This is a genomic window from Citrobacter enshiensis (assembly GCF_029338175.1).
Classification (GTDB): Bacteria; Pseudomonadota; Gammaproteobacteria; order Enterobacterales; family Enterobacteriaceae; genus Citrobacter_D; species Citrobacter_D enshiensis.
On record NZ_CP119862.1, the window covers coordinates 532,125 to 558,496 of the forward strand.

The window sequence follows — 26,372 nt, forward strand, 5'->3', positions numbered from 1 at the left end:
GGGGCCTTCATGGCCCCTTTTTTCAAGCTGATGGCAGCAATTCACTGGAAACTAATGTATTGTTGCTAAGTATGATCTTCTGTTGCAGAGGTTCGCGCGGCTAATGAGAGGCTTTACCCGCTGACGGGTTAGGGTTGTCATTAGTCGCGAGGATGCGCTGAAGATCGGGTATTAACGATGGCGCCGGTGGTGCTATCAAAAATTAGAGAAAGGATAGAATTTTGCTTAATCCGATCGTTCGTAAATTCCAGTACGGCCAACACACCGTAACGCTGGAAACCGGCATGATGGCGCGTCAGGCGACTGCTGCTGTTATGGTTAGCATGGATGACACTGCGGTATTCGTTACCGTTGTAGGTCAGAAGAAAGCGAAGCCAGGCCAGGACTTTTTCCCGCTGACTGTTAACTATCAGGAGCGTACCTACGCTGCTGGTCGTATCCCAGGCAGCTTCTTCCGTCGTGAAGGCCGTCCAAGCGAAGGCGAAACCCTGATTGCGCGTCTGATTGACCGCCCGGTTCGCCCGCTGTTCCCGGAAGGCTTCGTCAACGAAGTTCAGGTTATCGCGACCGTTGTGTCCGTAAACCCACAGGTTAACCCGGACATCGTGGCAATGATCGGTGCTTCCGCAGCACTGTCTCTGTCCGGTATCCCGTTCAACGGCCCAATCGGCTCTGCACGTGTTGGTTATATCAATGACCAGTACGTACTGAACCCGACTCAGGACGAGCTGAAAGAAAGTAAGCTGGACCTGGTTGTTGCCGGTACTGAAGCCGCTGTACTGATGGTTGAATCTGAAGCAGAACTGCTGAGCGAAGATGTCATGCTGGGTGCCGTTGTCTTCGGTCACGAGCAGCAGCAGACTGTTATTCAGGCTATCAACGAGCTGGTTAAAGAAGCTGGCAAACCGCGTTGGGACTGGCAGCCGGAAGCGGCAAACGACGCACTGAACGCGCGCGTTGCAGCCCTGGCAGAATCCCGCCTGAGCGATGCTTACCGCATCACCGACAAGCAGGAACGTTATGCTCAGGTTGATGTGATCAAATCTGAAGTGATCGCGACGCTGGTTGCAGAAGACGAAACCCTGGACGCTAACGAACTGGGTGAAATCCTGCACGCAATCGAGAAAAACGTTGTTCGTAGCCGTGTACTGGCAGGCGAACCGCGTATCGATGGTCGTGAAAAAGACATGATCCGTGGCCTGGATGTGCGCACTGGCGTTCTGCCGCGTACCCATGGTTCCGCACTGTTCACCCGTGGTGAAACTCAGGCGCTGGTTACCGCGACTCTGGGCACAACGCGTGATGCGCAGAACCTCGACGAGCTGATGGGTGAGCGTACTGACAACTTCCTGTTCCACTATAACTTCCCTCCGTACTGCGTAGGTGAAACTGGCATGGTCGGTTCTCCGAAACGTCGTGAAATTGGTCACGGTCGTCTGGCGAAACGCGGCGTGCTGGCAGTAATGCCGGAACTGGACAAATTCCCGTACACCGTACGTGTTGTGTCTGAAATCACCGAATCCAACGGTTCTTCTTCAATGGCTTCCGTGTGTGGTGCTTCTCTGGCGCTGATGGACGCAGGTGTGCCGATCAAAGCTGCCGTTGCGGGTATCGCAATGGGTCTGGTGAAAGAAGGCGATAACTTTGTTGTTCTGTCTGACATTCTGGGTGACGAAGATCACCTGGGCGACATGGACTTCAAAGTGGCGGGTTCCCGCGATGGTATCTCTGCACTGCAGATGGATATCAAAATCGAAGGTATCACCAAAGAGATCATGCAGGTTGCTCTGAACCAGGCTAAAGGTGCGCGTCTGCACATCCTGGGTGTGATGGAACAGGCGATCAACGCGCCGCGCGGCGACATTTCTCAGTTCGCTCCGCGTATCCATACCATTAAGATCAGCCCGGACAAGATCAAAGACGTTATCGGTAAAGGCGGTTCTGTTATCCGTGCGCTGACCGAAGAAACCGGCACCACTATCGAAATCGAAGATGACGGTACTGTTAAGATCGCGGCGACCGACGGTGAGAAAGCAAAATATGCTATCCGTCGCATCGAAGAGATTACGGCAGAAATTGAAGTGGGTCGCATCTACACTGGTAAAGTAACCCGTATCGTTGACTTTGGCGCATTCGTTGCCATCGGTGGCGGTAAAGAAGGTCTGGTTCACATCTCTCAGATCGCTGACAAGCGTGTTGAGAAAGTGACTGATTACCTGCAGATGGGTCAGGAAGTACCGGTGAAAGTTCTGGAAGTTGATCGCCAGGGCCGTGTACGTCTGAGCATTAAAGAAGCAACTGAGCAGTCTCAGCCAGCTGCTGCGCCGGAAGTACCGGCAGCAGAACAGGGCGAGTAAGGTTGCCATTTGCCCTCCGCCATTGCGGAGGGCCTCTGACCCGGCAGGACGCCTTGTTAGCAACCGGGGAACAGGACGTTCATTCAATCGTTGTCTTCGGGAGTGGGAAATGAAGCCTTTTTTGCGCTGGTGTTTCGTTGCGACAGCACTCACGCTGGCAGGATGCAGCAACTCTGCCTGGCGTAAGAGTGAAGTCCTCGCAGTGCCATTGCAACCGACTTTGCAGCAGGAAGTGATTCTGGCACGCATGGAACAAATTCTTGCCAGTCGGGCTTTAACCGATGACGAACGCGCACAGCTTTTATATGAGCGCGGAGTGTTGTATGATAGTCTCGGTCTGAGGGCATTAGCGCGAAATGATTTTTCACAAGCGCTGGCAATCCGACCAGATATGCCTGAAGTATTCAATTACTTAGGCATTTATTTAACGCAGGCAGGCAATTTTGATGCTGCCTATGAAGCGTTTGATTCTGTACTTGAGCTTGATCCAACTTACAACTACGCGCACTTAAATCGTGGTATCGCATTGTATTACGGCGGTCGCGACAAGTTAGCGCAAGATGATCTGCTGGCGTTTTATCAAGACGATCCCAATGATCCTTTCCGCAGTCTGTGGCTTTATCTCGCTGAGCAGAAGCTCGATGAGAAGCAGGCTAAAGAAGCGTTAAAGCAACGTTTCGAGAAATCGGATAAAGAGCAATGGGGATGGAACATTGTCGAGTTCTACCTGGGCAACATTAGCGAAGCAACGTTGATGGAAAGGCTCAAGGCAGACGCAACGGATAACACCTCGCTCGCTGAGCATCTCAGTGAAACCAACTTCTATTTAGGTAAGTACTACCTAAGTCTGGGGGATTTGGACAACGCTACGGCATTGTTCAAACTGGCGGTGGCTAACAACGTTCATAACTTTGTTGAGCACCGATACGCATTGTTGGAATTATCGCTCCTGGGCCAGGACCAAGATGACCTGGCAGAATCGGACCAGCAATAGCTGACGTACACATCAGCCCGTAATCTTTTTTGATTGCCATCACCTTCGCGGGTGAGGGCGTTGTTGTTCGTTAATACACCTACTTTGAGCCGGTTCACACTTTTCAATGAAAATTGCAGATCAATTTCATGATGAGTTATGTAGACTGGCCGCCATTAATTTTGAGGCACACGTACTACATGGCTGAATTCGAAACCACTTTTGCAGATCTGGGCCTGAAGGCTCCTATCCTTGAAGCCCTTACCGATCTGGGTTACGAAAAACCATCTCCAATCCAGGCAGAGTGCATTCCGCATCTGCTGGGCGGCCGCGATGTTCTGGGTATGGCCCAGACGGGTAGCGGCAAAACTGCAGCGTTCTCTTTACCGCTGCTCAACAATCTTGATCCTGAGCTGAAAGCACCTCAAATTCTGGTGCTGGCACCGACCCGCGAACTGGCGGTTCAGGTTGCTGAAGCTATGGCGGATTTCTCTAAACACATGCGCGGCGTGAACGTGGTTGCCCTGTACGGCGGCCAGCGTTATGACGTGCAATTACGTGCCCTGCGTCAGGGGCCGCAGATCGTTGTCGGTACGCCGGGTCGTCTGCTGGATCACCTGAAGCGCGGTACGCTGGATCTCTCTAAACTGAGTGGTCTGGTACTGGACGAAGCTGATGAAATGCTGCGTATGGGCTTCATCGAAGACGTCGAAACCATTATGGCGCAGATCCCGGAAGGTCATCAGACCGCTCTGTTCTCTGCCACCATGCCGGAAGCGATTCGTCGTATTACCCGCCGCTTTATGAAAGAGCCGCAGGAAGTGCGTATCCAGTCCAGCGTTACCACACGCCCGGACATCAGCCAGAGCTACTGGACTGTCTGGGGTATGCGTAAAAATGAAGCGCTGGTACGTTTCCTCGAAGCAGAAGATTTTGATGCGGCGATTATCTTCGTTCGTACCAAAAATGCGACCCTGGAAGTGGCTGAAGCGCTGGAGCGTAGCGGTTATAACAGCGCAGCGCTGAACGGCGACATGAACCAGGCGCTGCGTGAGCAGACTCTGGAGCGTCTGAAAGACGGCCGTCTGGATATCCTGATTGCAACCGACGTTGCAGCGCGTGGTCTGGACGTTGAGCGTATCAGCCTTGTTGTGAACTACGACATCCCGATGGACTCCGAGTCTTACGTTCACCGTATCGGCCGTACCGGTCGTGCTGGTCGTGCTGGCCGTGCTCTGCTGTTCGTTGAGAACCGTGAGCGTCGTCTGCTGCGTAACATCGAACGCACCATGAAACTGACCATTCCGGAAGTGGAACTGCCGAACGCAGAACTGCTGGGCAAACGCCGTCTGGAGAAATTCGCCGCTAAAGTTCAGCAGCAGCTGGAAAGCAGCGATCTGGATCAATACCGCGCGCTGCTGGAAAAAATCCAGCCGACGGTAGAAGGTGAAGAGCTGGATCTCGAAACTCTGGCCGCAGCACTGCTGAAAATGGCACAGGGCGAACGTACTCTGATTGTTCCTGCAGATGCGCCAATGCGTCCTAAGCGTGAATTCCGTGACCGTGATGAACGTGCTCCGCGTGGCGATCGTAACGATCGTGGTCCGCGTGGCGACCGTCCAGAACGTGGTGCTGAAGACCGTCCGCGTCGTGAACGTCGTGACGTTGGCGATATGCAACTGTACCGCATTGAAGTGGGCCGTGATGACGGTGTTGAAGTACGTCATATCGTTGGCGCGATCGCTAACGAAGGTGACATCAGCAGCCGTTACATCGGTAACATCAAGCTGTTTGCTTCCCACTCTACCATCGAACTGCCGAAAGGTATGCCGGGCGACGTGCTGCAGCACTTTACCCGTACTCGCATCCTGAACAAGCCGATGAACATGCAGCTGGTTGGCGATGCAGTTCCGCATGCCGGTGGTGAGCGTCGTGGCGGTGGTCGTTTCAGCGGCGAGCGTCGTGAAGGCGGTCGTGGCGAAAACCGTGGCAACAGTACTGAACGTCGTGAAGGTGGCCGTGGTGATGGTCGTCGTTTCAGCGGCGAACGTCGTGAAAGTAGCCGTGCTCCACGCCGTGATGATTCCGCAGGCCGTCGTCGTTTCGGTGGTGATGCGTAATTCACGCTGATCTTCGGTTTCGCACCGTAAAGTAAAATATACAGCCCCGATCTAAACAATCGGGGCTTTTTTTATTTCATTTGTACTCGTGTACTGGTACAGTGCAACACATTAAAATGTAGTCACAATATAATTCACTGGAGAGATGGCTGAATGGCAACACTAACCACCACCCAAACGTCACCTTCGCTGCTCGGCGGCGTAGTGATCATCGGCGGTACCATTATTGGCGCAGGAATGTTTTCCCTGCCGGTGGTGATGGCGGGTAGTTGGTTCTTTTGGTCTATGGCGGCGCTGGTCTTTACCTGGTTCTGTATGCTGCACTCGGGGTTGATGATCCTGGAGGCTAACCTCAACTACCGGATTGGCTCGAGCTTTGACACCATCACCAAAGACCTGCTGGGTAAAGGCTGGAACGTGGTTAACGGTATTTCCATCGCCTTTGTGCTGTACATCCTGACCTATGCCTATATCTCTGCGAGTGGTTCGATTCTGCATCACACCTTTGCCGAAATGTCATTGAACGTTCCGGCGCGCGCGGCAGGCTTTGCGTTTGCGCTGTTGGTGGCGTTTGTGGTGTGGCTGAGTACCAAAGCCGTCAGCCGGATGACCGCGATCGTGCTGGGCGCGAAGGTCATTACGTTCTTCCTGACCTTCGGGAGTCTGCTGGGACACGTGACACCAACAACACTGTTTAACGTAACGGAAAGTCATGCATCGTACACACCTTATCTACTGATGACCCTGCCGTTCTGTCTGGCTTCGTTTGGTTATCACGGTAATGTACCGAGCCTGATGAAGTATTACGGCAAAGATCCGCGCACTATCGTTAAGTGCCTGGTCTACGGAACGCTACTGGCGCTGGTGTTGTACACCGTCTGGTTGCTGGGGACGATGGGCAATATTCCACGTCCGGAATTTATCGGCATCGCACAGAAGGGTGGCAATATTGATGTGTTGGTGCAGGCGCTGAGTGGCGTACTGAACAGCCGTAGCCTGGATCTGCTGCTGGTGGTGTTCTCCAACTTTGCGGTAGCAAGCTCTTTCCTCGGCGTCACGCTGGGTTTGTTTGACTATCTGGCGGATCTGTTTGGTTTTGACGACTCGGCATTGGGCCGCTTTAAAACGGCTTTGCTGACCTTCGTTCCGCCAGTTATCGGTGGCCTGCTGTGGCCGAACGGTTTCCTGTACGCTATCGGCTATGCAGGACTGGCGGCGACCATCTGGGCGGCAATTGTTCCGGCACTGCTGGCGCGTGAGTCACGTAAGCGCTTTGGCAGCCCGAAATTCCGCGTCTGGGGTGGCAAGCCGATGATTGCGTTGATTCTGGTCTTTGGTGTCGGCAACGCGCTGGTGCATCTTCTGTCGAGCTTTAATCTGTTGCCGGTTTATCAGTAAAACCGTTTGCCGGATGGCGGCTTCGCCTTATCCGGCCTACAGATCTCGTAGGCCCGGTAAGGCGTAGCCGCCACCGGGCAAAAGTTACCCCAATAGTTCCTCTTTTACATCCATCGCCAGCCCAAACGAGTGCAGCCGTGCCTGGTGATCGAAGATCTGTCCATTGACCATGATCTCATCCGCCAGGGTTTCACGCAGGATGGATTGCAGACCGTGACGCACTTTCGCTTTATCCCCCACTAACGACATGCTCAACGCCTGCTGCACGCCATACTGCTCGGAGGCGGACCACAGCTGATGCATATTTTCTACCGGCGGCGGCAGTTGCCCTGTTTCGCCACGGCGTAATTTTACGAACGCCTGCTGCATAGACGTAAACAAGAACTCGGCATCACGGTTGCTGTCGGCGGCGATAATGTTGATGCACACCATGGCATAGGGCTTCTCAAGGCGCTCAGACGGCTTAAACTGGGTGCGGTAGAGATGCAGCGCCTGGAACAGCATATCTGGTGCGAAGTGAGAGGCAAACGCAAACGGCAGACCGAGTTGTGCGGCCAACTGAGCACCATACAGGCTGGATCCGAGCAGCCACACTGGGATTTTCTCGCCGTAGCCGGGCACCGGGCGTACCTGTGGTTTAGGATCGCGGGCGTCGAACCAGTCGACCAGTTCGGTCACGTCGCGCGGGAAGTTATCGATATCGCTGCTCATATGGCGACGCAGCGCGCGCATGGTCGGTTGATCGCTGCCCGGCGCGCGACCTAGCCCTAAGTCGATCCGCCCCGGATAGAGCGTGTTGAGCGTACCAAACTGCTCGGCAATCACCAGTGGGGAATGGTTTGGCAACATGACGCCGCCGGACCCCAGGTGCAGGGTTGTGGTGTTCGCCGCCAGGTAGCCAATCAGCACCGAGGTTGCCGCACTGGCAATTCCGGTCATATTGTGATGCTCTGCCAGCCAGTAGCGATGATAGCCACGCTTTTCTGCCAGCCGGGCGAGATCCAGAGAGTGCGAGAAAGCTTCTTTGGCGCAGGAGCCTTCGGGGATCGGTGCCAGGTCCAGCACCGAAAAGGGAATAGTGTTGTCTGTCATAACGGCTCACTTTGTCGACGGTGAATCATTTAATACTGCATTAAAATTTGATTACCGTTGTTAACAAAGTGAGCTTTTTTACGCCTGTAGCTCCAGACCGGCGAGACGTTTCCAGTAACCGTTGCAGTCGCTGTGAGCCGTAAGAGGCAGCGGCGAGAGGCCGTTTTCGTTGGCGCGGAAGGCGTCGAGCATGGCGAACGTCTCAGTGCCAAGCGGTGACAAGCGTACGATATCGACCAATCCCTGCATGGAGTTCAGTTCATTTCCGAGGTTGTAGACGTAGCCACTCATCGTCTGAATCCCGTTCAGCACGAACACCTGCTGATTCTCCTGAGACAGTACATTGCGACCGTTCGGATAGTGGATACAGCAGGTTTCACACTCATCCTTCGGACGGTCTTCCGAGCGGGCGGTAAAGCAGCGGGCCGAATAGGCCAGCGGCAGATGACCGTAGCTCAACACTTCCACTTCAAACTGCTGGCGAATGCCCAGTTCATCACACTGGTTAAGCAGATTCACCAGCCAGTCGCGCGAAAGCTCCACCGGCATACACCAACGCACCATCCCCTGTTTGAGCAGCAGGCGCAGCGTCACGGCGTTGTAGCAGTTGAGAGCATGCCCGGCGACAAACGGCAGTTTGCGTTCAGCGCACATGTTCACTACGCCGAGATCGCTGGCTTCCAGCAGGAAATCGCCATTTTCGACATAACGTTTCAGTTCGCCCAGTTCGGACGATGCCTGAACCAGCGCCAGCGTTGAAAGCACTATCTGCTTGCCGCTTCCGGCGAGCGATTTCGCCATATCCAGCCAGTCACCGACTTTGGTCGCGCGACGCTTACTACAGACTGCCTCTCCGAGATAAATCACGTCGGCATGACTGGTGGCGGCTTGCTGGTAAAACGCTTCCAGCGTCTCTTTCGGCCAGTAGTAGAGCACCGGCCCTAAGGAATATTTCATTGCTTTTCTCACTGCCATTTACGGTGATATGCGCCAAGCGTTGTTTGCGTGCCTTCGGACATCGAACCGAGTGTTTCCATCCAGGCGCGTTGCGGGACAAAGTTTTGTGGGTCAGCTTTACAGCGATCGATCGCCTGACGCCATACTTTCGCCACCTGGCTAACGTAGGCTGGGCTACGCTGGCGGCCTTCGATTTTCACGGAGGCGATATTGGCGGCCAGCAGTTCCGGCAACAGCTCTAACGTGTTGAGACTGGTCGGTTCTTCCAGCGCATGATAGCGCTCGCCATCCACCAGATAGCGGCCTTTGCACAGTGTTGGGTAACCGGCATTCTCGCCGTCCTGATAGCGGTCAATCAGCACTTCATTCAGACGGGATTCCAGACCCTGCGGCGTTTGCTGCCAGCGTACAAATCGGGCAGGGGAACACGCGCCTACCGTATTTGGCGACTCTCCTGTCAGATAAGAAGAGAGATAGCAACGCCCCTCCGCCATGATGCACAGGCTACCGAAAGCAAACACTTCCAGCGGTACAGGCGTTGAGCGCGCAAGCTGTTTGACCTGATGAATCGACAGCACGCGTGGAAGTACAACGCGTGCGACGTCGAAATTGCGATGATAAAAGTTCACCGCCTCCTCATTGGTCGCAGATGCCTGAACAGAGACATGGCGCTCAATATGAGGGTAACGTTCTGCGGCATACTCAAGCATGGCAAGGTCGGCCAGAATCAGCGCATCCGCACCGAGTTGTGCCGCCATATCCACAGCGCGCTGCCAGCGGGCGTAACCGTCCGGGTGTGCAAACGTGTTTATCGCGATGTGCAGCTTACGGCGATGTTGATGGACAAAGCTCACCGCTTCCTGCAATTTTTTCTCGGTAAAGTTAAGGCCGGCGAAGTGACGGGCGTTGGTGTCATCTTTCAGCCCGATATAAACGGCATCAGCGCCGTTCTCAATGGCCGCCTTAAGCGCCGGGAGATTTCCGGCAGGGCAGAGCAGCTCCATAATTTATCCTGAAGGTTGCGCCGCCTGGGACGCATAATTGTTAACGAACAGGGATTTTAGTTAACCTTGCTGCGACAATTTTTGATTTAAGGCAGTTAAAGTCGTATTGGTAACACCAATAACGGGATAGCAATTTCACACGTAATTGTTGATTTACGCCGCTACGTTGTTTATCTGATATGGCAAAATAGCAGGATTAATGAAACAGGGAGTAAAGCTCGTGTTGGATAAACTGCGTTCACGCTTAGTACATGTTGGTCCTTCTCTGATGAGTGTACCGGTTAAACTGACGCCCTTTGCGTTGAAGCGCCAGGTTCTGGAACAGGTCCTGAGCTGGCAATTCCGTCAGGCGCTGGCAGAGGGGGAGCTGGAGTTCCTCGAAGGCCGTTGGTTAAGTATTCATGTTCGTGATATTGATCTCAGATGGTATACCTCTGTTGAGAATGACAAACTTATCGTCAGCCAGAATGCCGAAGCCGACGTGAGTTTTAGTGCCGACGCCAGTGATTTGCTGATGATCGCGGCACGTAAACAGGATCCGGATACGCTGTTCTTTCAGCGCCGACTGGTGATCGAAGGTGATACCGAGTTAGGGCTGTATGTGAAAAACCTGATGGATGCGATCGAACTGGAGCAGATGCCAAAAGCGTTACGCGTTATGCTGATGCAACTGGCAGATTTTGTTGAGGCGGGCATGAAACACTCGCCGGAAACCAAACAGACATCGGTAGGTGAACCATGCTGATTCGAGTAGAAATTCCCATTGATGCCCCTGGTATTGATGCCCTGTTACGCCGTTCGTTCGAAAGCGATGCGGAAGCGAAACTGGTCCATGACCTGCGTGAGGATGGTTTTCTGACGTTGGGCCTGGTTGCCACTGACGATGAAGGTCAGGTGATTGGTTACGTTGCATTCAGTCCTGTCGATGTGCAGGGCGAGGATCTGCAATGGGTGGGGATGGCGCCGTTGGCGGTAGATGAAAACTACCGTGGACAGGGGCTGGCCCGTCAACTGGTCTACGAAGGACTGGATTCGCTTAATGAGTTCGGCTATGCCGCCGTGGTCACGTTAGGCGATGCGGCATTATACAGCCGCTTTGGCTTCGAACTGGCAGCGCATTACGATCTGCATTGCCGCTGGCCGGGGACGGAAAGCGCCTTCCAGGTGCACCGACTGGCAGAAGACGCGCTAAACGGCGTCACGGGTCTGGTGGAATACCACGACCATTTCAATCGTTTTTAAGTGAAGGGGTTTGCAGGCTGGCTAACAGCGCCTCAAACCCTTCCCCTTTCGCCACCAGACGCTCTTTCTGGGGTTTTGTCAGCTGCTTGACCCGATATTCCATGCGCAGGGCGAGAGAGCGGTCGCCGACCGGTGCCGCAAAAGCCAGCGTTAATTCCCCTTTCCCCCGTAACGCTTTCGCCCCTTTTCCACTTTGATGCTGTCGGTAACGGCGATCCACATCGGTGGTGATCCCGGTGTAGAGAGCGTTGTCTGCGGTGCGGATGAGATAAAGATACCAGGGTGTCATTGAATGATCATATGTTAATGTTCAGGCGCTCAGTATAAGAGAGAACAGAGATGGAAACACTGACTGCTATATCGCGCTGGTTGGCGAAACAACACGTTGTGACCTGGTGTGTACACCATGAAGGCGAACTGTGGTGCGCCAATGCTTTTTACCTGTTTGATGCTCAGAAGATGGCATTTTATGTGCTGACGGAAGAGAAAACCCGCCACGCCCAGATGTCCGGACCGCGAGCCCCCGTCGCCGGGACGGTGAATGGTCAGCCTAAAACCGTCGCCCTGATCCGCGGCGTCCAGTTTAAAGGGGAAATCCGGCGTCTTGAAGGTGAAGAAAGTGACTCAGCGCGCAGGCTCTACAACCGCCGTTTCCCCGTTGCCAGAGTACTGCCTGCACCGGTTTGGGAAATTCGCCTGGATGAAATCAAGTTCACTGACAACACAATGGGTTTTGGCAAAAAAATGCACTGGTTACGTGAGCAAGCCAGTGTTCTATAGTTAGAAGGCGTATTGATGCCAGAAACCAGGAGATGCGATGAGCCAGGTGTTAATCACGGGAGCAACAGGGCTGGTGGGCGGCCATCTACTGCGAATGTTGCTGAACGAACCGAAGATTCATTCAATCGCCGCGCCTACACGTCGTCCTCTCCCGGATACGCCAGGTATCTATAACCCGCACGATCCACAACTTACTGATGCGCTGGCGCAGGTCACCGATCCGATTGATATTGTCTTTTGCTGTCTGGGAACGACCCGGCGCGAGGCGGGAAGTAAAGAAGCGTTTATCCATGCGGACTATACGCTGGTGGTGGACACCGCTCTGACGGGAAAACGTCTGGGGGCGCAACATATGCTGGTGGTTAGCGCGATAGGGGCAAATGCCCATTCGCCTTTTTTCTACAATCGGGTAAAAGGCGAGATGGAAGAGGTGCTGATGGCGCAAAATTGGCCAAGATTGACCATTGTGCGTCCTTCCATGCTGCTCGGCGAGAGATCGAAGCAACGCATGAATGAAACGATCTTTGCGCCGTTGTTTCGGTTCCTGCCAGGAAACTGGAAATCGATTGAAGCGCGAGATGTGGCAAGCGCGATGCTGGCACAAGCTTTGTCACCGGATCATGAAGGGGTGACTATTCTGAGCTCATCACAGCTTCGTGAAAGAGCGGCGTGGAAGGTGTCGTGAACATGCCCGGTGAAGCGTCACCGGGCAATGGATGACGGCTACTTAATAAAAGTAAAGGCGGTAGTGACGCGTTTCACACCGCTGACGCGACTGGCCATATCTGCCGCCGCTTTCGCTTCACGGTCGGTCACCAGCCCCATCAGGAAGACTTCTCCATTTTCGGTGGTTACTTTCACGTTAGACGATTTTACCTGGTCGCTGGTGAGCAACTGGGAGCGTACTTTGGTCGTAATCCAGGTGTCGTTAGAGGCTTCACTCAGACTGATTGGCTGGCCCTGGCGGACCTCGTTAAACACCTCGGTTGTTCCTTCCACGCCCATCGCAATTTGTTTTGCTCGCGAGGAAAGCTCAGTATTCGGCGTCTGGCCGACGAGCAGAACCTTACCTTGATACGCTGTTACGTTGATGCGCGCTTCTTTCTTGATTTGCGCGTCTTTAGACAGCGCACTGTTCACGCGTAACTCCAGGGTACTGTCGTCTACCTGGGTCCCTACGCTACGTGGGTCAGTGACGGCTTTTGTTCCAACGGCTGCAGTACCGACAACGGCAGCAGCGACGCAACCTTGCAACAGCAACGCAGAAATAAGGACTGCGAGCGGCGAAAGTGCCTTCATGTGTACTCCTTAATCATCCTGGTGAGGGAAAAGCGTGTTATCGATCAGATCGCACAGGCAGTTTACCGTCAGCATATGCATTTCCTGAATGCGCGCGCTATGGTGTGAAGGGATACGAATCTCAACATCCTGCGGGCCTAACAAACCGGCCAGTTCGCCTCCGTCATAACCGGTTAGCGCCACAATGGTCATGTCACGTGTGACGGCAGCTTCTACGGCTTTTACAATATCGCGGCTATTGCCACGCGTTGAAATTGCCAACAGGACATCTCCCGCGTGTCCCAGCGCGCGGACCTGTTTGGCATAGATTTCATCATGCAGACGATCGTTTGCAATCGCTGTTAAGACCACATTATCAGTATTAAGTGCAATGGCAGGTAAACTGGGGCGTTCTGTTTCAAAACGGTTGATCATATTGGCAGCAAAATGCTGTGCGTTGGCAGCGGAGGTACCATTACCACAACAGAGAATTTTGTTACCATTGAGCAGGGAGTGAACCAGCGTCATGGCGGCACGGGAGATAGCATCCGGGAGCGCTTCTGCCGCAGCAATTTGAGTTTGAATGCTTTCTGTAAAGCAAACTTTGATTCTTTCTAGCACGCTAATCCTTAAATCTTCAATTACGAGCGATCGTTAAACGCATCCTGAATCCACTCAACATCATTTCCGGTGAAGGCTAACACATCGAACCGGCAATCCACAGTATCAAAACTTCCGTTATGGCGCGCGAGCCACACGCGGGCGGTCTGTAATAATTTGTATTGTTTGCTCCGGGTCACACTGGCTGCCGCTCCACCAAATAAGGCGGAGCGGCGGTAACGGACTTCAACAAAAACCGTGGTATTGCCTTCACGCATGATCAGATCTATCTCGCCACCGCGCTCATGCACGTTGGCGGCAATAAAATGCAGTCCTTTGCACTCCAGCCATTGACGCGCGGCGGCTTCCCACGCGTCTCCGGTCTGTTTACGCGTTAACTGGCGGGAACAACCTGTCCTTGCTGGTATTTGAGCCATGATAACTTCCTGTTAATCACACAATCCGGCGTGGCAGTTAATGCGCCGGTATTTCCGTTAAGCTCAAAACCTTGCATCTGGCGCATCTGCGAGAAATGGTTGGCCAGAGACCAGGCGTCAACGCCCATGGCATACATACGGGCGAGAGAGTAGTCGTTACCCACCGCGCTGAGCGCTTGCTGCATCAACGGGGCATTGTTGCCCGCCAGCATGGGAATTTCACTGTATTGCAGGCCTTCCATTTCCAGACGGAAGTCTGGGCCTGCTGTCCCTTGTGCGCTGCGCGAGCTGGCGTACAGCGTCGCACCGCTCTGGCTACCGTTACGCATGGCGATCATCGGCTTAATAAAGGCGATTTCTTCTGGGGTTGCCAGAATATAGACCGCATCCACTCGACCACCGCTGCCTGTGATTTGCGCGTCTGTCGGTGGGGCTGGAATCGTCAGATCGCCAATTGTAACGCCAGGTTGTGACGCGGCTCCGGTGGTGACAGGGCTTCCGCTCAGCGCGATACCTGCACCGCCGTTGACGCCCATTCGCAGCTCAGCGGTTGAGCCAAACTTCTGCTGCAACACGGTGCCGCCGCCCAATTTCTGCCATTCCTGAGCAAACGCGTTTGTCACACGATCGCCCAGACCACTACGCGGAACCAGCAACAGTGGCGCTTGTTTCCCCTGCTCACGGATGTGGCGCGCCGCATCGCGAGCTTCATCTTCCGGCGAAAGGGCAAAGTAACAAATATTGGCGTGATTCTGTACCGCTTCTGGCTGATTCAACGCCAGCACATTCAGCGGCGTGTTGCTCTTCATCAGCTCTTCGACGTTATTTTTCAACAGCGGACCGACGACAATGCTGGCGCCATCTTGCTGAGCCTGGACCAGAATTTGGCTCAGCGGCTGGGAGCTGGTGTCATAGACTTTCAGTTCCGCCGAAGGGTTTGCTGGGGCGCTTGCCGTTACCGGTTGAGCCGATGCGGCTTGCACCGCGCTGACCGGCGCGTCGGGTTGCGTCTGCTGATCGTTCGTCAGGTCGCTGACGGAGGCCTGAGAAGGGCTGGCGACGCCGTCGGTTGTTTGCGGTTGACTCTCCGCTACGGCAGGTTCCGCCGCGGGGGCGGGTGTTGCTGCCGGTTGTGAGGCTACCGGCTGAGTCCCCATATTTTTTGCCGCTTCAAAGCCTTTCTGGATAGTGCGACCAAAGACGGCCGCCTGGCCGTTCAACGGCAGCAGAAGGGCTATTTTACTGGTGGAGGCGGGTTTAAAGCTCTGAACGTTAGTCAGCTGCGTTGGCAACAGTTTCGCCCCCGGGTTTTGCGGGTAGCGTTTTTGCCAGTCAGCAATGCCAGCCTTCATCATGTTCGGATCGTTACGGTTATCAAACCAGACACGCTGCAGATCCAGCCATCCTTGCAGGACATTTTCATCCGCGTTGATGACCAGCGCCTGAGCTTGCTCCTGCGTCATGGACGAAAGCGCCTGCCAGGTAGCATCGATATTCTTCTGCTTGTCTTTAGCGGCCAGTAACGGCTCCTGAGCGATTAAGGCACGCAGCAAAGAGAGGGAAGGCTGTCCCTGGCTGGCATCAATTTGCGCTTGCCAGTAACGCGCCTGTTGATTTTGATCGAAATCAGCAGGGGTCAGCTTATCCAGCAACGCCTGCGCGCCAGCCACATCTTTTTGTGCCAGCTTGACTTCTACCGCCAGCAGAGACTGTTCGCGGCGTTGGCTTTCGTTCAGATTTTGCGGCAACTGGTTAAACAATTCGACCGCCTGCTGACTTTTACCTTCCTTCAGCAGTGCACGAATGGCGAGTAATTGCCAGTTGGTCTTGCTATCATCTGAACTTTGCTGCATCTGTTGCAGATAAAAGCCGGAATCAGCCTGTGCAGTGCCCTGCATATGGGCTGCACTCTGATCGGGCGCCTGGGTGCCACAACCGGCGAACATCAAGGCTGCCAGGATAACGGGCAGACAGCGCGCGGCTTTCAAACGACAAAATGTTGAGGGTACCATACTGTATCCAGTGATATTTTTTACGCAATGCTCAATATTAAATCGGCAATACGGACGACACAATGAAACAACACGAATCGGCGGATAATTCTCAAGGCCAGCTCTTTATTGTACCTACTCCTATCGGGAATTTGGCTGATATTACCCAACGAGCGCTCGAAGTTTTACAAGCCGTTGATTTAATTGCTGCTGAAGACACTCGCCACACGGGTTTATTGTTACAACACTTTGCGATTAACGCTCGCCTGTTTGCGCTGCATGACCATAACGAGCAGCAAAAGGCCGAAACGCTGGTGGCGAAACTCAAAGAAGGGCAGAACATTGCGCTGGTTTCCGATGCGGGAACGCCGCTCATCAACGATCCTGGCTACCACCTGGTGCGTACCTGCCGCGAAGCAGGGATCCGCGTGGTGCCATTGCCGGGGCCGTGCGCCGCGATTGCGGCCTTAAGTGCAGCCGGACTGCCGTCGGACCGTTTTTGCTACGAAGGATTTCTGCCGGCAAAATCCAAAGGGCGTCGCGATGCGATGAAAGCTATCGAAGCAGAACCGCGTACGCTGATTTTCTATGAGTCCACCCACCGTTTATTAGACAGTCTGGAAGATATGGTCTCCGTGTGGGGAGAGTCCCGCTATGTGGTTCTGGCACGTGAGCTGACAAAAACCTGGGAAACGATCCATGGCGCGCCGGTGGGTGAATTGCTTGCGTGGGTTAAAGAGGACGAAAACCGCCGCAAAGGTGAGATGGTACTGATTGTCGAAGGGCACAAAGCGCAGGACGACGATCTTCCTGCCGATGCGCTACGTACGCTGGCACTATTACAGGCGGAACTGCCGCTGAAAAAGGCCGCCGCGTTGGCCGCCGAAATCCACGGCGTGAAAAAGAATGCACTGTATAAGTATGCGCTGGAGCAGCAGGGCGAATAAACGTCCGGGATGTTAATAGCCTCGGTACTGACTGGGCAGGCATCGCACTGCCCGGCAGATTTACGTTATTCATATCTTGCACTAGCACTTTCAGGCATTTTTTAGACGATATCATGTGCTTGATTTTTATCTAATATCTTAACCAGTCGAGTGAGTTTCTCTGGATCAATATTTTCATCCCAACGCCCATTTACTCTAACCGCTGAACCCACATGAAATGCTTTAACCGCAGAGTTTTGGTGTAAGAAATCTAATGTCTCTTCATTAATACCGCCCCCGAGAACTGTTGTGATACCCAGTTGCTCAGTGCTGTTTATCAGTGAGTTTAGTTTATCAAGTTCACCATGAAAATCCTTAATCCTATAATTAGTTAGTATACGTCTAATTATAGGATATGAACTAAGTTTTTCTATTGATGTTAATATTTCAGGTGTCTGTTCAATTGCGCGATGAAAAACGAAGTTACAAGAGGAACTTGCTTTTAATAACTCTTCGAGTTTTTGTTTTGCAATATCACCATTTTTCTCTAACACCCCCGACACGATGGACTCAACACCCAACATTGAAAATTGATAAATATCTCTGGCCATGGCTTGGATTTCCTCATCGTCATAGAAAAAGTGATGAGGATGTGGTCGTATCATTATGGCTAACGGTAAATTAACCGCCTGGCTGATTTCGCGCACTAATTCCATGTCTGGCGTCAATCCCCCACACTCTGGATGAGATACAATTTCCAGACGGTCCGCACCACATTTTTGTGCAATTAAAGCATCATTCAGCGATGTAGCAATAACTTCTAACATACAATATCCTGGTGATAAGTGTGATTAGATGTGGATGGTGTTTATGTCGGGAATATTTCTCTGTGATGAAATATTCCCGAAAAAATTAGATGTGTATTATAAATAAGGAATGCGGTTTCGATACTGAAGATAATGCTGCTCGTTATGTGCATCGCCATTATCAAGGTTACCACTCATCCAGACAGGAGGGGTGAATCCTCTGCTCACGCAAATATTAATTGTCGTTGCGACGATAGATTCGATGATGGCAATTGAAAGGATGGAAGAGGTTCCAGCCACTTTGGTACTCATTCCTTCGATGTTAATGACTGCGTCACCAAGCTCGCAATGGTTATCAATGATAACATCAGCAAAATCTTTGACGAATTTGCCTGATGGATGGCGTGAGGATACTCCGGCCATAAATGCACCCGATGCTATTGTAATAATACTTACACCAGCAGCTTTAGCTGATTCAGCCAGGTCCACAGGCATCGGGTTTCTGCCGGAATGAGAAACTATAATTAAAGTGTCTTTGGACGTCATGCCAGATTTTTTAAAGATTACTTTTCCAATATCAGGCACTCTTTCGTATTCAGATGTTTTAGTTCCAGTGTACATCGCAACAGATGCTTCCAGCATTGGATGTACCGGAACCAGTCCGCCAGCTCTGTAAAACATTTCCAGACTAAACATTTGAGAATGACCGGTGCCAAAAATATATATCAACCCATCTTTCTCTAATGTGTCGCTGATAATGCTGGCTGCATCTTCTATATTTTTACTTTCATGTTCTTCTATTTTATTTAACTGTTGATTAACGATGCTTAAATATTCTTTGGTTTTATTGAAGTTCATTTTTGTTTTCCTGAAAAGAAATGTTTATTTTACAATTCCTAATGCACCGAGAGTGGTGAATATCAGGAAGAGGAAACCTATTATTTTGACCGGACTTAATTTCCAGACCTTTAATAAATAATATACAAACGCCACAGTGAGAACAGGAAATAGTTTTGGCAATAACGTATCAAGTACAGCCTGTAGCTCGAATTTATAATCGCCGAAGTTCCAGGCCAATGGAGTAGATAAATTAATTATTGAGCCTATTAACGAACCGACCACGATTAACCCAAGAATCCCCGCGCCAAATGTGAAACGCTCCAGAACTCCGGATGATTGGGTGGCAAGACTACTCCCCTGGGAATATCCAAGATTAAGGAGTCGCCATTTTAAAAACAAATTAAATACAATAAATAGTACCTGCGTTATTGCCAGTGCAATATAAGCTCCATGAATATTTTTTGCTAACGCCATTGATGCAGGTATAGAAAAGAGAAGTGGGCCAAGAATAGCAAACATCATTGTGTCGCCAACACCCGCTAACGGCCCCATCATTCCTGTTTTCACCCCGCGAATAAGGTCGGGATCAGCTCTCTTTTCTTCCAACGCTGTGACGATACCCAAAATAGGAGGGGTACCATAGTTAGGGCATGTATTGAAAAAGTCCATGTGCCTGACCAGACTTTCATTTAACTTCTCAGGCTCATTTTTGTAGATCTTCTTCAGAATAGGGGACATGCATATTGCAAACCCAAGCCCCTGCATTCGCTCATAAGACCACGATGCCTGTACCGTAAAATTACGGAGATAGACCTTAAATAGATCCTTTTTAGTGATGGTAATTTCCTGCCCAGACTCTTTTTCTTCATTGCTACTGAATGATTTATCATTATTTGAGATGTAATCTGTCTCTGATATGCTCATATTAAAACTCCCCCCCAATTTGTTCTTCACTTCCTTTGCTATTTACACTTTCTCTCATATATAGCTGAGTATATACAATAGCAACTATCGCAGCTAAGATGCCAACTGCAATCATAGGAAGTTTTAAATAAGCAACTAAAACAAATCCTAAAACTGCAAAGTAGGCTTTTTTATTGAATGGTAGATAATTTAATAAAATTGCAATACCCAGGGCTGGCATTGCGTGACCAACAGCAGTTAAACCATTCATTAGCCACTGAGGAACATGTTCGATAAATTGTCTTGCCACTGTGTCGCCAAAATAACCACCGATAAAGACAGGAATAGCTCTCGATAATCCCCATGGGACAGAACCAAACAGATGCCATCGCCACATGCCTGCTATATTCCCTGATGCGGCGTGCTTGTCTCCTTTATGCGCACATATCGCTGTTGACATTCTTGCCATTACATCAAGATAAGCACCTAATAATGCGATAGGAATACCAATAGTTGTTCCCAGGGATATGTCGTTAGTAAGGTACCCAAACACAACGCCAAGAATCGAACCCGTGGTATAATCTGGTACTACAGCGCCACCATAAGAATGTACACCCAATGAGACCATCTCAAGGGTGGCTCCAATTACGATACCTGTAGTGAGATCGCCGAGGATAATACCTGCACCAACGCCTGCGATTAATGGACGTTGCCACAGTCCAAGATAAGTAAAAAGCAACTCATTGATACAGAGAAATGCCCATAGCGAGAGCAATATAACTTGCCATAGCTGTAAACTTTCCATTTTTAAATTCCTCTACTTATTTATAATAAGCCGTTTTTCTGTAGCAGCAGTTTCATATCCTGCTTGCTGTCATTTGGCAGCACTTGAAAATAACAATTTACATCTTTACTGATAATTGATTGTAATGCGGATAATTCGTTATCTGAAACAAATAACCGATCATTTAGTTTTCTTGAGTTTGTCTTATGTACCATGTTACCAATGTTTAATTCACGATACATAAAATCATCATCGAAAAATTTACTTGCATCAATAACATTCTGAACTAACAAAAAAACATTCTCATTTTCCTGAAGTCCTCTCTTGATGTAAGATTTAACTCTTTCAATCTCAACCATAGACAGGCGTACTTGTTTTGGTGCCGCCAGTTTTAAAACGGCTTGCTGAGTCACGTCTTTTGCCACAGTATCATTTGCAACGATAATATGATTAGGGTTGGTCATTTTTGACCAGGCTAAAGCCACCTGGCCATGGATAAGACGTGAGTCCACCCGAAAATGGATAATTGGCATAATTTTACCTTTTTGGTGTAGCGTTGCTTATAGGGTTTTATTAATAATGCAGTAATACACTAAAAATCCGTGTTATTATCTTCAGTGCTCAATTCGTGCCAGAGGCTCGTTATTCCATCTTTACCACAAATAACAGCAGCATTGCGAAACTCAGCAGCTGTTAATTCTTCCCTTTCAAGCAGCATTTCTGCGGCGATCTGCATATTAGTTCCAGAAATTACTTCATAGTTATTTTTGGTTAGTGCAATTTGCGATGCCTGACGGAATGGTGAACCTCCAAGCAAGTCACAAAGTAAGACGATACCATCGCCATTATCACAGGCATTACAGGCATCTTCCAGTTGGCTGGCCAGTTCCTCGGTAGATATCCCTTCCGGAAAATCAATGGCTTTACATTGTGTCTGCGAGCCAATCACTTGCTCAACTGCAGATAATAATCCTGTGGCAAACTTTCCATGTCCTGTTATAACAATGCCTAACATAGTGAATCTCCTGACTATTAATATAAAGTTTATTATTTTGTATTGCTGATATATTGTTGTATTTTAAATATTACCTCATTTATGTGATTCTATAGTAACGGGAGAATATTTAAATTGATCACTTTCTCATTATTAAATAATGGCTGAGGTTTCTTTTTAATACATTGATGTTGCATATGTATTTAAATTGCAATTTTCCCGGCAGAGCCGCAAACATTGATTTTTTTGCGTACGACTTCTTTCATTGCTTCCATACCGATACGCATATAACTACGAGGATCATTTCCATCTGGATTCTCGTTAAACCATTTTTTGAGTGCTCCAGAAAAAGCAATTTTCAGTTCTGTGGCAACATTAACCTTACAAATTCCTGACTTGATAGCACGTTGAATATACTCGTCTGGTACATCACTGGCTCCATGCAGCACCAGGGGAATCGCCACAACTTTACGGATCTCCGCCAGTCTCTCAAAATCAATTTTCGGTCTGTGCGTATAGAGTCCATGGGCAGTGCCGATAGCGACAGCCAGGCTGTCTATGCCAGTCAACTGAACAAAACGACGAGCTTCCTGCGGATCTGTCATAAATGTACTCTCCATATCTACATTTATGTCATCTTCTACTCCACCCAGGCGGCCGAGTTCTGCTTCTACGCTACAGTCGTAGCGATGACAGAAATCAACCACTGATTTTACGATTTGCACGTTTTCTTCAAAAGGTAAATGGCTTCCATCGATCATTGCACTGCGTACACCGGCATTAATCTTGCTGCGAATATCATCCAGTGATTCATGATGATCAAGATGCAACGCCAGAGGCATTTTGTAACGTTCGGAATAAGCCTCACACAAAGCGTAGATTTCCTCAAAAGCGATGTGTTTATACGTACCTGGTGTCCCGGCGAGAATAACAGGAGAATGCATTTCTTTGCATACCTCAAGGATCGCCTGGATAGTTTCAGCGTTATGGATATTAAATGCAGGGACGGCATATTCATTTAATTGTGCATCCTGCAGCAAGTATTTAGTCGAAATGATGCCCATATTATGCCTCTGCTTTAATCCAGGGATGAATGATGACACCTTTTACGACTCGGTTTACCGTACCACTTGCAGATGGAGTATCGGGTGTGATTCCTGCTTTAAGTGATTCGCTAAGCGCAAAGATCTGTGCATAGATCAGAAAACAGAAAGCCTGTTCTATATCGAGAAAGTCACGGGAGGGTGGCAATAAAATATGCGGACCGGCGATGACTTCAGGATCTGGAGATGCAGAGATGGCGATCACGCGTAGCGCCTGTTTGTCACGACGCAATTCGGTGAGTAAGTCGAGATCGTACAAACGTGTATAGGGATCACTGGAGATGAACATCACGACCAGAGTATTGTTATCTACCAGTGATTTAGGACCATGCCGGAAGCCTGTAGGTGAATCGTAAAACGCAGCGAGTTTTCCTGCGGTTAATTCCAGTACTTTTAGGGCTGACTCGCGGGCAACGCCCTGCAATCCGCCGCAGCCGAGGTAAACAATGCGTTTAAAGGACATATCTCCAAAAACGGCGTCTGTGAAGTCCCCACATGCAGCGATGATTTTTTCGCAACGTTCTGCGACATCGTGGAATGATGTGCCGTTGATGACATCCGGAGAAAATACAGCCAGACAGCTAGCCATCATGGTCGTGATGCTGCTGGTCATTGCAAATCCGCGATCATGCGTTTCAGCAGGCATTAACAGTGCGTATGCTTTGTCGCTTGCCGTCGCGTTTTGGTATAACGCGCCTGCTTCATTGCAGGTGATGACCAGATGATGGCAATTTTTCACTTGTTGACTGGCGAGGTTGACTGCTGCAACGCTCTCTGGACTGTTGCCGGAACGCGCAAATGAGACCAGGAGCGTGGGCTGTTCTTCATGCAGATAATCTGCTGGGTTCGTCACCAGATCGGTTGTAGGAACAGATACAAAATTTTTACCTGTCTGGCACGAAAGCCAGGGGCTGATAATATCGCCGATAAATGCGGAGGTTCCGGCTCCAGTCAGAATGATCTTTAGCCCTCGGTTGGAAAAAACCGACGACAGGAATTTATCCAGATCTTCGCGCTGACGATCAATGTTTTTTAGTGATTTAAGCCAACTTTCAGGCTGCTGGCGGATCTCCTGTGCGGTCCAGGTTTGTGTTCCGGTTATACACTCAGAAAAGTCGTCGTTCATAACGTTGTCCTTATGCGTTTTCACATTAGTCAGATAAAAGAGCTACAGAGTAATTGGCTGGCCGTTAACCCAGATTTGTTGCAACTGCAACTGACCATTCAGGTCATTCATGCTGGCGCGTTTGCCAACAGCCAGAGAACCCCGTTGACTTTCCATACCCAACATCTTTGCTGGGTGCAGCGAAGCCATATGAATCGCCTGTGCATCGGGGATTTGCGCAAATTTCACCATGTTGCGCACTGCAGCATCCAGCGACAGGGTACTTCCTGCCAACCCACCGGATGCCGTGCGCACGACACCGCCATGCATTTCGACATTGTGTCCGCAGATTTCATATTTACCGTCAGGCATACCTGCTGCGCGCATGGCATCGGTAATCAGTAATATTCTGTCTGCCGCGGTATTGCAGCACAGCTGCATCATTGCCGGATGGACATGGTGTCCGTCAGTAATCAGCTCTAGCCAGGAGCGTTTATCAAGCAGCCCCGCACCTACCATGCCTGGTTCTCTGTGGTGCAAACCCGTCATGCCATTGAAGCAATGCACCAGGCCGTCAGCACCTTCGTCAAAAGCATCGATTGTCTGTGCATAATTCGCTGCGCTATGGCCTAACATGACCCGTATGCCTCGCGCTTTCAGATATCGGATAGCGTCCAGTGCCCCGGGTTTTTCTGGGGCCAGTGCCACAATTCGTAGTGTTTGACGCGATATTGCGACTAACTCATCCAGCTCGCCCAGGTTAAGCTCGCGAAAAAGTTCTGCCGGATGTGCTCCTTTATTCTGAGGAGTGAAATACGGGCCTTCCAGATAGCTGCCCAGAACTTCTGCTCCTGGCCCACCAGTTTCGCAGCGAAGCGCAATACGTTGCAGTGAACGGTGGATAGCATCGAGCGGCGCGGTAACGGTCGTAGGCAACCAGGCTCCAACACCTTCTTGCGCTTTATAGATCGACAGCTTGTGCAGCGCATCCGGGTCGTCATCCATAACATCTATGCCGTTGCCGCCATGAACATGAGTATCAATGTACGAAGGGCAGAGTAATTCCGCATCGCGCTGACTGATTCCCGTAGGAATAGGTTCAATGGCGGTGATAACGCCGTCTTCAATACGCAGTTGGTGGTCATCGAGCCAGCCCTCTTCAGTGAGCAGGCGTCTTGCGCGCAGTAGCATGGCCATATTTTTTCCTAATCCTCTGTCTGTGACGGGATGCTATTCCTGACAGGCTGCATGGTACTGTCGCAGGATGTCCTGGATATGGTCGATGATGAGGTCTCGTGGAGCAGCCTTGAGAGCCCCCTCGCGGACTTTGACGTACTGCAGCGGTAAATATTGGCTAATGAGCGGCAGTGGAATTGGTTCGTCAGCCAGGTTGCGCACCAGACGGGCAAAAGCGTCATCAATGTGTTGATCCGGCCAGTAATAGCGGATGCGGTCGGAATAGCTGTAGCCGCGAGCAAACCGACGCGCATTGCCATCGCCGTGGTAGTGGCTTTGCCAGTACTCAGGGCGGTCAATCATCACGCTCTCAAGGACCTGACGTAGTCCGGAGCCTGCTTTTGCAGGGAGTAATTCTTCTTCAATGGCCGCCAGCGAGAAGAGAGCCTCGCGCAAAGCGAAGGTGAGAGCCGGTCCTACTTTCAGGATCGCAAAATGATCTTTCACCAACTGGCGCAGCGACTGAGGTGTTTGATAGTCCGTTGAATGCGCTTCAAAGATCAGCGTGTCATACGCTTCTACCATCGCGCTGAGTGCTTCTGCTTTTTGCGACTGGTAGTCAATAACATGCGTGTGATCGAACTCGACGCCGGGTTGTACCACCAGCCCAATGATGCGGGGCCAGATGGAATTTAACCCTTGTTTTTCAAATGCGTGGCGATGGGCTTCCAGTGTTGCGCGTGCCGCATCTGGTGTCGTGACTTCAAGTTCAGTGAGTGTCTCATGAGCGCCGCCGGGGACGGGGACTTCAGTACCGATGACATAAACCAGATCGGCTTCGCCAAAATGTTCGCGGCAGGTTTCTTCCGCGATCCTGGCGAGGCGTGCGGCGCGCTCCGCGACAATCTCGTCAGTCAACGGAACAGGATCGTTGGCACATGACATACTGCAATCAAGGTGGATCTTTTTGAATCCTGCGGCAACATAGCTTTTGATCAGCACATCTGCATTATCCATGGCCTGATCGGCGGGGAGGTTTTGCCAGCGATTAGGGCCGAGATGATCGCCTCCCAGGATGAGCTGCGACTGTGGGAAGCCAAGTGAGTCGGCAAGCCGGCAAATAAAACCGCGAAAATCGGCGGGCGTCATCCCGGTGTAGCCACCGAACTGATCAACCTGGTTCGACGTAGCCTCTACCAACAACGGCGTCAGGTGTTGGTGGGCATAGCGTATTGCGGCTTCAAGCACCAGTGGATGTGCGGAACAAACGGCATAAATCCCGTTTGTTTTTCCCCGTTTATGCTGTTCCACCATTTCTGTCAGATGTTTCACTTCCCTCTCCCGGTCAGATATCTATGACATTAATCTTTCGTTTTGTTTCGATTGATACTGCTTTATGGTGTCGTAAAAATAAAACGAAAGATATTGGTTTTTCGATCTGTTTCACAAAAGAAACATAATGAAAGGTTTCAGCGGTGTGTTGACGGGGGCATGGCAGGCTTATGG

The 26,372-nt window shown here is 50.9% G+C and carries 28 protein-coding genes; 10 read left to right on the forward strand and 18 right to left on the reverse strand.

The window, feature by feature from the left end; translation table 11 throughout:
* Positions 1–221: 221 nt before the first annotated feature.
* The 5 genes from pnp to mtr all read left to right on the forward strand — a co-directional run bounded on the left by pnp (position 222) and on the right by mtr (position 6,848).
* Entirely contained in the window at positions 222–2,357 is a 2,136-nt protein-coding gene (gene pnp / locus P2W74_RS02570; protein ID WP_407649642.1) for a polyribonucleotide nucleotidyltransferase, read from the forward strand.
* 109 nt (positions 2,358–2,466) lie between these two features.
* Entirely contained in the window at positions 2,467–3,351 is an 885-nt protein-coding gene (nlpI, locus tag P2W74_RS02575) for a lipoprotein NlpI (RefSeq protein ID WP_003024982.1), read from the forward strand.
* Positions 3,352–3,457: 106 nt separating this feature from the next.
* On the forward strand, positions 3,458–3,538 hold the full coding sequence (gene yrbN, locus P2W74_RS02580) for a protein YrbN (protein WP_010723222.1): 81 nt from the start codon (positions 3,458–3,460) through the stop codon (positions 3,536–3,538).
* Complete coding sequence (gene deaD, locus P2W74_RS02585) at positions 3,531–5,450, forward strand: ATP-dependent RNA helicase DeaD (RefSeq protein ID WP_276293767.1); 1,920 nt, start codon at positions 3,531–3,533, stop codon at positions 5,448–5,450. The genes yrbN and deaD overlap by 8 nt, the downstream gene beginning before the upstream one ends.
* Positions 5,451–5,603: 153 nt before the next feature.
* Complete coding sequence (gene mtr, locus P2W74_RS02590; protein WP_276293768.1) at positions 5,604–6,848, forward strand: tryptophan permease; 1,245 nt, start codon at positions 5,604–5,606, stop codon at positions 6,846–6,848.
* An 84-nt stretch (positions 6,849–6,932) separates the two neighbouring features.
* On the opposite strand, the gene P2W74_RS02595 is transcribed toward mtr, so the two are convergent.
* The 3 genes from P2W74_RS02595 to ubiU all read right to left on the reverse strand — a co-directional run bounded on the left by P2W74_RS02595 (position 6,933) and on the right by ubiU (position 9,901).
* Positions 6,933–7,940: a luciferase-like monooxygenase gene (locus P2W74_RS02595; RefSeq protein ID WP_276293769.1), complete on the reverse strand. Its 1,008-nt coding sequence runs from the start codon at positions 7,938–7,940 to the stop codon at positions 6,933–6,935.
* 78 nt (positions 7,941–8,018) lie between these two features.
* Positions 8,019–8,897, reverse strand: a complete 879-nt coding sequence (locus P2W74_RS02600) for a U32 family peptidase (protein WP_276293770.1) — start codon at positions 8,895–8,897, stop codon at positions 8,019–8,021.
* Positions 8,898–8,905: 8 nt separating this feature from the next.
* Positions 8,906–9,901 (reverse strand): ubiquinone anaerobic biosynthesis protein UbiU, encoded by a 996-nt coding sequence (gene ubiU, locus P2W74_RS02605; RefSeq protein ID WP_203359859.1) that lies wholly within the window; start codon positions 9,899–9,901, stop codon positions 8,906–8,908.
* A gap of 220 nt (positions 9,902–10,121) precedes the next feature.
* On the opposite strand from ubiU, the gene ubiT reads away from it, so the two are divergent.
* Together ubiT and P2W74_RS02615 are read left to right on the forward strand one after the other, a co-directional pair.
* Positions 10,122–10,646, forward strand: coding sequence for a ubiquinone anaerobic biosynthesis accessory factor UbiT (gene ubiT, locus P2W74_RS02610; RefSeq protein ID WP_276293771.1), 525 nt, complete (start codon positions 10,122–10,124; stop codon positions 10,644–10,646).
* Complete coding sequence (locus tag P2W74_RS02615; RefSeq protein WP_203359861.1) at positions 10,640–11,143, forward strand: GNAT family N-acetyltransferase; 504 nt, start codon at positions 10,640–10,642, stop codon at positions 11,141–11,143. Before ubiT ends, P2W74_RS02615 begins: the two co-directional genes overlap by 7 nt.
* Here the strand turns inward: P2W74_RS02615 and P2W74_RS02620 are convergent.
* Positions 11,130–11,432 carry a GIY-YIG nuclease family protein gene (locus P2W74_RS02620; protein ID WP_203359862.1) on the reverse strand — a complete coding sequence of 101 codons (303 nt, stop codon included), beginning with the start codon at positions 11,430–11,432 and terminating at the stop codon, positions 11,130–11,132. The two genes, P2W74_RS02615 and P2W74_RS02620, sit on opposite strands and share 14 nt — an antisense overlap.
* A gap of 50 nt (positions 11,433–11,482) precedes the next feature.
* On the opposite strand from P2W74_RS02620, the gene P2W74_RS02625 reads away from it, so the two are divergent.
* Positions 11,483–11,923, forward strand: coding sequence for a YhbP family protein (locus tag P2W74_RS02625; protein WP_276293772.1), 441 nt, complete (start codon positions 11,483–11,485; stop codon positions 11,921–11,923).
* Positions 11,924–11,960: 37 nt separating this feature from the next.
* A complete protein-coding gene (locus P2W74_RS02630; RefSeq protein ID WP_276293773.1) occupies positions 11,961–12,608 on the forward strand; it encodes an NAD(P)H-binding protein in 648 nt (215 codons plus the stop codon).
* A 38-nt stretch (positions 12,609–12,646) separates the two neighbouring features.
* Here the strand turns inward: P2W74_RS02630 and dolP are convergent, their stop codons facing one another.
* Genes dolP through P2W74_RS02650 form a run of 4 tightly spaced genes read right to left on the reverse strand, consistent with a single transcriptional unit; the run spans position 12,647 to position 16,250 of the window.
* A complete protein-coding gene (dolP, locus tag P2W74_RS02635; RefSeq protein ID WP_276293774.1) occupies positions 12,647–13,222 on the reverse strand; it encodes a division/outer membrane stress-associated lipid-binding lipoprotein in 576 nt (191 codons plus the stop codon).
* A gap of 9 nt (positions 13,223–13,231) precedes the next feature.
* A complete protein-coding gene (gene diaA, locus P2W74_RS02640) occupies positions 13,232–13,822 on the reverse strand; it encodes a DnaA initiator-associating protein DiaA (protein WP_203359866.1) in 591 nt (196 codons plus the stop codon).
* A 20-nt stretch (positions 13,823–13,842) separates the two neighbouring features.
* On the reverse strand, positions 13,843–14,238 hold the full coding sequence (locus tag P2W74_RS02645) for a YraN family protein (RefSeq protein ID WP_276293775.1): 396 nt from the start codon (positions 14,236–14,238) through the stop codon (positions 13,843–13,845).
* The gene (locus P2W74_RS02650; RefSeq protein ID WP_276293777.1) at positions 14,196–16,250 is read right to left on the reverse strand and encodes a penicillin-binding protein activator; all 2,055 of its coding nucleotides are present in this window, start codon (positions 16,248–16,250) and stop codon (positions 14,196–14,198) included. The genes P2W74_RS02645 and P2W74_RS02650 overlap by 43 nt, the downstream gene beginning before the upstream one ends.
* 62 nt (positions 16,251–16,312) lie before the next feature.
* Here P2W74_RS02650 and rsmI point away from each other — a divergent pair, with 62 nt between their 5' ends.
* Positions 16,313–17,176 (forward strand): 16S rRNA (cytidine(1402)-2'-O)-methyltransferase, encoded by an 864-nt coding sequence (rsmI, locus tag P2W74_RS02655; protein WP_276293778.1) that lies wholly within the window; start codon positions 16,313–16,315, stop codon positions 17,174–17,176.
* A 101-nt stretch (positions 17,177–17,277) separates the two neighbouring features.
* Here rsmI and P2W74_RS02660 read toward each other — a convergent pair whose 3' ends face one another.
* The 10 genes from P2W74_RS02660 to kbaZ all read right to left on the reverse strand — a co-directional run bounded on the left by P2W74_RS02660 (position 17,278) and on the right by kbaZ (position 26,198).
* A complete protein-coding gene (locus tag P2W74_RS02660; protein WP_276293779.1) occupies positions 17,278–17,982 on the reverse strand; it encodes a copper homeostasis protein CutC in 705 nt (234 codons plus the stop codon).
* 96 nt (positions 17,983–18,078) lie between these two features.
* Positions 18,079–18,819 carry an SIS domain-containing protein gene (locus P2W74_RS02665; RefSeq protein ID WP_276293780.1) on the reverse strand — a complete coding sequence of 247 codons (741 nt, stop codon included), beginning with the start codon at positions 18,817–18,819 and terminating at the stop codon, positions 18,079–18,081.
* 24 nt (positions 18,820–18,843) lie between these two features.
* Positions 18,844–19,725, reverse strand: coding sequence for a PTS system mannose/fructose/sorbose family transporter subunit IID (locus P2W74_RS02670; protein WP_276293781.1), 882 nt, complete (start codon positions 19,723–19,725; stop codon positions 18,844–18,846).
* 1 nt (position 19,726) lies between these two features.
* On the reverse strand, positions 19,727–20,509 hold the full coding sequence (locus P2W74_RS02675; protein WP_276293782.1) for a PTS mannose/fructose/sorbose/N-acetylgalactosamine transporter subunit IIC: 783 nt from the start codon (positions 20,507–20,509) through the stop codon (positions 19,727–19,729).
* Between the two features lie 20 nt (positions 20,510–20,529).
* Positions 20,530–21,021: a PTS system mannose/fructose/N-acetylgalactosamine-transporter subunit IIB gene (locus P2W74_RS02680; protein ID WP_276293783.1), complete on the reverse strand. Its 492-nt coding sequence runs from the start codon at positions 21,019–21,021 to the stop codon at positions 20,530–20,532.
* A gap of 59 nt (positions 21,022–21,080) precedes the next feature.
* Positions 21,081–21,503 (reverse strand): PTS galactosamine/N-acetylgalactosamine transporter subunit IIA, encoded by a 423-nt coding sequence (gene agaF / locus P2W74_RS02685; RefSeq protein WP_276293784.1) that lies wholly within the window; start codon positions 21,501–21,503, stop codon positions 21,081–21,083.
* 182 nt (positions 21,504–21,685) lie between these two features.
* On the reverse strand, positions 21,686–22,546 hold the full coding sequence (gene kbaY, locus P2W74_RS02690) for a tagatose-bisphosphate aldolase subunit KbaY (RefSeq protein WP_276293785.1): 861 nt from the start codon (positions 22,544–22,546) through the stop codon (positions 21,686–21,688).
* A 1-nt stretch (position 22,547) separates the two neighbouring features.
* Positions 22,548–23,711: an SIS domain-containing protein gene (locus P2W74_RS02695; protein ID WP_276293786.1), complete on the reverse strand. Its 1,164-nt coding sequence runs from the start codon at positions 23,709–23,711 to the stop codon at positions 22,548–22,550.
* Between the two features lie 42 nt (positions 23,712–23,753).
* Entirely contained in the window at positions 23,754–24,887 is a 1,134-nt protein-coding gene (nagA, locus tag P2W74_RS02700) for an N-acetylglucosamine-6-phosphate deacetylase (protein ID WP_276293787.1), read from the reverse strand.
* A gap of 33 nt (positions 24,888–24,920) precedes the next feature.
* The gene (gene kbaZ / locus P2W74_RS02705; RefSeq protein ID WP_276293788.1) at positions 24,921–26,198 is read right to left on the reverse strand and encodes a tagatose-bisphosphate aldolase subunit KbaZ; all 1,278 of its coding nucleotides are present in this window, start codon (positions 26,196–26,198) and stop codon (positions 24,921–24,923) included.
* Positions 26,199–26,372 lie beyond the last annotated feature (174 nt).

Coding starts and splice junctions, on each gene's coding strand:
- nlpI (WP_003024982.1), top strand. CDS start 2,467: ATGAAGCCTTTTTTGCGCTGGTGTTTCGTTGCGACAGCACTCACGCTG.
- yrbN (WP_010723222.1), top strand. CDS start 3,458: ATGAAAATTGCAGATCAATTTCATGATGAGTTATGTAGACTGGCCGCC.
- deaD (WP_276293767.1), top strand. CDS start 3,531: ATGGCTGAATTCGAAACCACTTTTGCAGATCTGGGCCTGAAGGCTCCT.
- mtr (WP_276293768.1), top strand. CDS start 5,604: ATGGCAACACTAACCACCACCCAAACGTCACCTTCGCTGCTCGGCGGC.
- P2W74_RS02595 (WP_276293769.1), bottom strand. CDS start 7,940: ATGACAGACAACACTATTCCCTTTTCGGTGCTGGACCTGGCACCGATC.
- P2W74_RS02600 (WP_276293770.1), bottom strand. CDS start 8,897: ATGAAATATTCCTTAGGGCCGGTGCTCTACTACTGGCCGAAAGAGACG.
- ubiU (WP_203359859.1), bottom strand. CDS start 9,901: ATGGAGCTGCTCTGCCCTGCCGGAAATCTCCCGGCGCTTAAGGCGGCC.
- P2W74_RS02615 (WP_203359861.1), top strand. CDS start 10,640: ATGCTGATTCGAGTAGAAATTCCCATTGATGCCCCTGGTATTGATGCC.
- P2W74_RS02620 (WP_203359862.1), bottom strand. CDS start 11,432: ATGACACCCTGGTATCTTTATCTCATCCGCACCGCAGACAACGCTCTC.
- P2W74_RS02625 (WP_276293772.1), top strand. CDS start 11,483: ATGGAAACACTGACTGCTATATCGCGCTGGTTGGCGAAACAACACGTT.
- P2W74_RS02630 (WP_276293773.1), top strand. CDS start 11,961: ATGAGCCAGGTGTTAATCACGGGAGCAACAGGGCTGGTGGGCGGCCAT.
- dolP (WP_276293774.1), bottom strand. CDS start 13,222: ATGAAGGCACTTTCGCCGCTCGCAGTCCTTATTTCTGCGTTGCTGTTG.
- P2W74_RS02645 (WP_276293775.1), bottom strand. CDS start 14,238: ATGGCTCAAATACCAGCAAGGACAGGTTGTTCCCGCCAGTTAACGCGT.
- P2W74_RS02650 (WP_276293777.1), bottom strand. CDS start 16,250: ATGGTACCCTCAACATTTTGTCGTTTGAAAGCCGCGCGCTGTCTGCCC.
- rsmI (WP_276293778.1), top strand. CDS start 16,313: ATGAAACAACACGAATCGGCGGATAATTCTCAAGGCCAGCTCTTTATT.
- P2W74_RS02660 (WP_276293779.1), bottom strand. CDS start 17,982: ATGTTAGAAGTTATTGCTACATCGCTGAATGATGCTTTAATTGCACAA.
- P2W74_RS02665 (WP_276293780.1), bottom strand. CDS start 18,819: ATGAACTTCAATAAAACCAAAGAATATTTAAGCATCGTTAATCAACAG.
- P2W74_RS02670 (WP_276293781.1), bottom strand. CDS start 19,725: ATGAGCATATCAGAGACAGATTACATCTCAAATAATGATAAATCATTC.
- P2W74_RS02675 (WP_276293782.1), bottom strand. CDS start 20,509: ATGGAAAGTTTACAGCTATGGCAAGTTATATTGCTCTCGCTATGGGCA.
- P2W74_RS02680 (WP_276293783.1), bottom strand. CDS start 21,021: ATGCCAATTATCCATTTTCGGGTGGACTCACGTCTTATCCATGGCCAG.
- agaF (WP_276293784.1), bottom strand. CDS start 21,503: ATGTTAGGCATTGTTATAACAGGACATGGAAAGTTTGCCACAGGATTA.
- kbaY (WP_276293785.1), bottom strand. CDS start 22,546: ATGGGCATCATTTCGACTAAATACTTGCTGCAGGATGCACAATTAAAT.
- P2W74_RS02695 (WP_276293786.1), bottom strand. CDS start 23,711: ATGAACGACGACTTTTCTGAGTGTATAACCGGAACACAAACCTGGACC.
- nagA (WP_276293787.1), bottom strand. CDS start 24,887: ATGGCCATGCTACTGCGCGCAAGACGCCTGCTCACTGAAGAGGGCTGG.